Raw genomic sequence first — 5,298 nt, 5'->3', positions numbered from 1 at the left:
GCTTTGAGGTTGCAGATAAAGCTGACGTGGTTTGAAGAGATTTTCGAAGAGTATTAACTAATTTCTTCTTACCAATTCCATCATATCATAAGGCAGGGTATTGGCAGCTTCCTTCAAGGAATAGTTCTCTAAGTTATTGACATTTTGTCGTAACTTCTTGGCATACTTGGTCGTAATCAATCGTTTTTCTTCATATTCGAATATCAACTTGCGCTCCAAATAATAGCCTCTCAGCATTTCATCGATATTGTTGGGTTTAACACGATTGATAACCCGTTCGACAAAGGCACCACTAGTGATGATAGCTGTTTCACGGAGACGAGAATCTTGCATGAAGCTAATCAAGGAACTCTTATAAACCCCTTTTAGATTCTCCAGACTTTCGATAATCATCTCTGTATTTTCTAGATAGAGCTCTGCAATTTGGTCATAGTCAAGGGCTCTAAGTTTCTGTGATTCTTCATTTTTCCAACTGCGAAAGGTCTTTCCAAAAGTAAAGACTTCGTGAAGGAGAAAACGTAAAAGCCGCAAGGAAACAAGGAAATAATAGGTCAATCGTGAAGCAAACTTGCGATTGATACTTTGTTCCATGTTTTTCAAATAACGTTGGTAAACTCGATAGGCACGCTCACTCATCTTGTCTTCTTCGTAAGCCTGTTCTAAACCATCACTTTCAATACTGAGGATGAGAAGTTTCAAGGCCTCCCAGTCTTCTTGAGCCCCCTTGTTTTCTTGATTCAGGATGAGATTTTCAATACGTCCATGATAATTGTCAATAGCTGCATAGAGGGGAAGTTTATTTCTGGTACCTTCCAACTCTTTTTCCAACTCTATCGTTACTTCATTCAAAATGGCGATATGCATGAGATAATCCTTGCTTTCTTCCTGTTCGTCAGAAAGATGAGGCAAGACCACGAGGCCTGTTAAAAAGCTTACAAGCGTCACACCTGCAACAAGGAAAAGCAAGAGAGGATACTTCTGTTCTAGATTACTTGGTATCAGAAGGATTGTAGCAATCGACACCGTTCCCTTGACACCTGAAAAGGTCAAAAGAAGCATGTCCTTCATATACTTATTTAGCTTTTTCTTGAGACGTCTGGTTCTATAGGCATAATAACCATAGATCATGACAAAACGAATAGCAAAGAGGACAAAGGTAAGGGCTATAAGAGATAGCAATAAAAGTAAGGGATTATAAATTGGATTGGTTAAGATAGGCTCTGCTATCATTTCCAACTCAATTCCCAAGATTACAAAGACAGAACCGTTGAGCATAAGGTTCACTGTATCCCAGACCGTCTCGGTCACCGTATCCACTTGGGCTTCGAGGAGCGTAATTTTCTTAAAACGGCTTGCCTGTAAAATCCCAGCAACTACAACGGCAATAATCCCTGAAACATGGACTTCTTCTGCCAGGAAGAAGGTCACCAGGGGCAAACTCAATTCCAATAAAAGTTCACTGGCAATATCCGTTGCGCGCACACTCAGCAAGAAGGTATGGAGGAAACGGTTGGTCATGGCTGTTAAAAATCCAATTAAAAAACCGCCTAGGATTGAAAAGATGAGCGAACTACTAGCTTGTCCAAGGGAAAAGGCTCCAGTTGTCCAAGCTGTCAAAGCTACCTGAAAGGCAACCAAGCCAGAAGCATCATTCAAGAGTCCTTCACCCTTAAGGATATTGGACACGCGCTTAGGAAAGCTAAAACGCTCCGAAAGAGAAGCAAAGGCAACCAAGTCCGTAGGGCCAAGAGCTGCCCCAACAGCCAAGCAAGCCGCCAAGGGGAGACTGAGCCAAAGAAGATGGGCCAAGCCACCCAAACTCAGGGTCGAGATAAAAATCACTGGAAATATGAGATAAACAATGATTCGCCAGTGTTTTAAAATAGCTGTAATGTCCGCTTCTTCCGACTCTCGAAAAAGCAAGGGCCCGATAACCAGGGCCAAAAACAACTCTGTATTGAGGTGAAAGTCGGTATTGGGTAAAAAGAGACCAATCACAATTCCCAAAAGAATTTGCACCAAAGGGAGAGGCAAAAAGGGCAGGAGTTTATTGGTTGTACTTGAGACAATCAAGACCACTAAAAATAGGATGAGGTAAATCAGTAATTCCACGCAAGACCTCCTTAATCTTTTTTACAACAAGATTCAAATATCTCCTTCTGCTCTTTGATTTTTTGGTCAATCTTGGAACAGTCTTTGTGCTCAATTTTTCTCTGGCACCGTTCCATTTCAAGAGCAACTAATTTTTTCTTGATTTTAAGCATTTTTTTGCTCATATGCGCTTGATCTAGCACGCCTACCGCTCGTTCATGGTGGGTTGATTCAACAAAATTCTGGCGCATGGTATCCAGCTTTTCACGTAGGTATTGTTTATCCATGACTATATCTCTCTAATTTTTCAATCATTACTAAAAACGGTGGGTTGTTGACTTGGTTTAAAGTTCGGTAAATGGCAACTGTGTACTCTTGTTGGTTCAACTGGCTAACAAAATCCAAGACAGCATCCCTCTCGAGATCTCCTCCATTATGACCGTAGTAGATCATAATAGCAATCCGTCCACCTTTGACAAGCAAATGACACAGCTTTTCTAATGCTTCAATGGTAGTCTGAGGTTGGGTGATGACGGACTTATCAGCTGACGGTAAATAGCCCAGATTAAAAATCCCTGCCTTGGCTTCTGTCACAAACTGGTCTAGTGTCTCATGACCTTGCAAGATTAACTGGGCATTTGTCATTCCAGCTTGGTTCAAACGCTCCTTGGTCTTTTCCAAGGCTTGTTCCTGAATATCAAAGGCATAGACTTTCTTGGCTAGCTTGGCTAAAAAAAGCGTGTCATGACCATTTCCCATGGTCGCATCCACTACGATATCATCCTGAGTTACAACCTCAGCCAAAAAATCATGTGCCATCTCAAGTGGTCTTTTCATTTTCAAACTCCTGTTTTACAGCCTTGCATCCTTGAACGCTTCCACGACGTCGCATCTCCATCTCAATGCTGTTGAGAACTTCCCATTTATTGAGGCTCCACATAGGCCCAATCAGCATATCCCTGGGAGCATCTCCTGTGATTCGGTGGATGACGATATGCTTGGGGATGATTTCCAGTTGGTCACAGATGACCTTGACATATTCGTCCTGACTCATCAATTGCAAACGTCCCTCGTGATAATCCCGTTGCATACGTGTATTTGTCATAAGGTGAAGCAGATGCAGTTTAATTCCTTGAATATCGTTATCCGTGACACAACGGCGGACATTTTCAACCATCATCTCATGGGTTTCACCAGGAAGACCATTGATCAGATGTGAAACAATCTCAATCTTGGGATACTTTCTCAAACGCTTGACCGTTTCCACGTACAATTCATAAGAGTGGGCACGGTTAATCAAGTCAGAGGTTGTTTCATAAGTGGTCTGCAAGCCCAATTCAACTGTTACATGCATACGCTCCGATAACTCAGCCAAATACTCGATGGTTTCATCTGGCAGACAGTCTGGTCGCGTTCCGATATTGATTCCGACCACATCTGGCTCATTGATAGCCTGCTCATAGCGCTCTCGGATGACTTCCACCTTTTCATGGGTGTTGGTAAAATTTTGAAAATAAACCAGATACTTCTGAACATCCGGCCACTTACGGTGCATAAAGTCAATTTCCTTATAAAATTGCTCTCGGATAGGCGCATCTGGTGCTACGATAGCATCTCCAGAACCTGAAACCGTACAAAAAGTACAGCCTCCATGAGCCACAGTTCCATCACGATTGGGACAGTCAAATCCCGCATCAATAGGGACTTTAAAAGTCTTTTCTCCAAAGAGTTTTCGATAATAATCATTCAAGGTATTATAAGATTTCATAACTTTCATTATAACAAAAATCACCCACAATCTCAAAAGCCTGACTTTCCTATAAATTCCTCTGTTTCTCGTTTCCATTAGCGATTTTTTATGATACAATATGGATATGATTTTAATGAAATTAGCATCTATTTTATTATTGATACTGACCTTAGTCGTTTGCATTATCATAACCAAACTTTTTAGATTAAAAAAACTAGGCCGAAACTTTGCGGATTTGGCTTTTCCAGTCTTGGTATTTGAGTATTACCTGATTACAGCTAAAACCTTTACCCATAATTTCCTCCCTAGACTGGGGCTAGCCCTCTCACTCCTAGCCATTGTTCTCATTTTTTTCTTCCTTTTGAAAAAACGTAGCTTTTACTATCCTAAATTCATCAAATTCTTCTGGCGTGCAGGATTCTTATTAACCCTTGTCATGTATATCGAGATGATTTTTGAGCTTTTAGTTCAAAAATAAAATCTTAAATCAAAAACACCTCAATCAAACTAAATACAGTGATTGAAGTGTTTTTCTTTATATCTTTTTCAATAATTCCTATTTACTTTCTTTATCAGGAAAGATAAATCCAATACCAATGCAAGCTAGTACGCCCGCTCCAATTACCAAGCCACTTGAAATTGGCAAAAGGTCCAAAATTGCATTTGCGATGATAAAGGCAATAATCAAACACATCAGACTAGCCTTGTAGTCTTTTTTCAAAAGATTCTCTAGAGTGAAATAGAGGAACAAGCCTACCGGAATCAGTGACCATAGGTTGACATCCAAACTTGGCCAGCCAACAGAACCAAAATACACTACTGTCGCTGCTGCTACTAAAAATACAAGCCCCAATAATTTTTTCATTTCTTTATCTCCAATTTCTTTTTTAGGAACTTGAGTTATCTGATATTGATACCTCATGTCCCTTACACCAATCATTATAGCAGAGGTCAGTTTCAAGAACAAGTTCTTTTACCTATCTGGTCTCTATATCGGTCTAAGTGGTTGAATAATAGCCATAAAATAAGGAAGCAGGTGAAAAACTTCCTTCCAAATGAAAAGGAATTAAGCAATCAAACGCTACTTAATTCCTTGAAATTATCTCATCACCTCTATTAGCCTTTAAATTTTGATAGACTCTATTTGCTAATCAATATTTGTCAATATTAACCCTTTCAATCATTCATTAGTTGTCGAAACTAAGTCTATTAATAAATCCAAAAAGAATATCAACAGCAAAGTAAACTAAATAATTGAGTTATAAATAGCTATTTTCACAAAACTGTTTCATCATTATACTATCTCAGTACATAAACCATTTTTTCATCTATAGCTTTTGTCCTAATCTTGATCTTTTTTCTTCAATCCAAGAAATGCACCTAAGGTAAACATTATTCCGGCAACCAATGACGTAAAGCCTTCGTTAACTGTTCCGGTTTTTGGTAACCTATCATTG

The 5,298-nt window shown here is 39.6% G+C and carries 7 protein-coding genes; 1 reads left to right on the top strand and 6 read right to left on the bottom strand.

Annotated features, from left to right (window positions below; all coding sequences use genetic code 11):
- Positions 1 to 57: 57 nt before the first annotated feature.
- The 4 genes from QZ359_RS01105 to QZ359_RS01090 are packed head-to-tail and all read right to left on the bottom strand — an operon-like array spanning position 58 to position 3,868.
- Positions 58 to 2,112 carry a sodium:proton antiporter gene (locus QZ359_RS01105; RefSeq protein WP_293954342.1) on the bottom strand — a complete coding sequence of 685 codons (2,055 nt, stop codon included), beginning with the start codon at positions 2,110 to 2,112 and terminating at the stop codon, positions 58 to 60.
- A gap of 11 nt (positions 2,113 to 2,123) precedes the next feature.
- Positions 2,124 to 2,378 (bottom strand): hypothetical protein, encoded by a 255-nt coding sequence (locus QZ359_RS01100; RefSeq protein WP_101785926.1) that lies wholly within the window; start codon positions 2,376 to 2,378, stop codon positions 2,124 to 2,126.
- Positions 2,371 to 2,928, bottom strand: coding sequence for a class I SAM-dependent methyltransferase (locus QZ359_RS01095; RefSeq protein WP_293954334.1), 558 nt, complete (start codon positions 2,926 to 2,928; stop codon positions 2,371 to 2,373). Before QZ359_RS01095 ends, QZ359_RS01100 begins: the two co-directional genes overlap by 8 nt.
- A complete protein-coding gene (locus QZ359_RS01090) occupies positions 2,912 to 3,868 on the bottom strand; it encodes a TIGR01212 family radical SAM protein (RefSeq protein WP_293954331.1) in 957 nt (318 codons plus the stop codon). The genes QZ359_RS01095 and QZ359_RS01090 overlap by 17 nt, the downstream gene beginning before the upstream one ends.
- Positions 3,869 to 3,959: 91 nt before the next feature.
- Between QZ359_RS01090 and QZ359_RS01085 the strand changes: the two genes are divergently transcribed.
- Positions 3,960 to 4,319, top strand: a complete 360-nt coding sequence (locus QZ359_RS01085; protein ID WP_143952351.1) for a DUF3397 domain-containing protein — start codon at positions 3,960 to 3,962, stop codon at positions 4,317 to 4,319.
- A 78-nt stretch (positions 4,320 to 4,397) separates the two neighbouring features.
- On the opposite strand, the gene QZ359_RS01080 is transcribed toward QZ359_RS01085, so the two are convergent.
- Both QZ359_RS01080 and QZ359_RS01075 read right to left on the bottom strand, forming a co-directional pair.
- Positions 4,398 to 4,706 carry a hypothetical protein gene (locus QZ359_RS01080; RefSeq protein ID WP_293954326.1) on the bottom strand — a complete coding sequence of 103 codons (309 nt, stop codon included), beginning with the start codon at positions 4,704 to 4,706 and terminating at the stop codon, positions 4,398 to 4,400.
- Between the two features lie 477 nt (positions 4,707 to 5,183).
- Positions 5,184 to 5,298, bottom strand: a 115-nt coding sequence (locus tag QZ359_RS01075; protein WP_293954344.1) for an LPXTG cell wall anchor domain-containing protein, incomplete at its 5' end; no start/stop codon positions are given.

Origin of the sequence: Streptococcus sp. (assembly GCF_019414905.1) — a bacterium.
Taxonomy (GTDB): Bacteria; Bacillota; Bacilli; order Lactobacillales; family Streptococcaceae; genus Streptococcus.
Note: the sequence above shows the minus strand (reverse complement) of the source record. Positions and strands in the feature narration are given on the sequence as shown.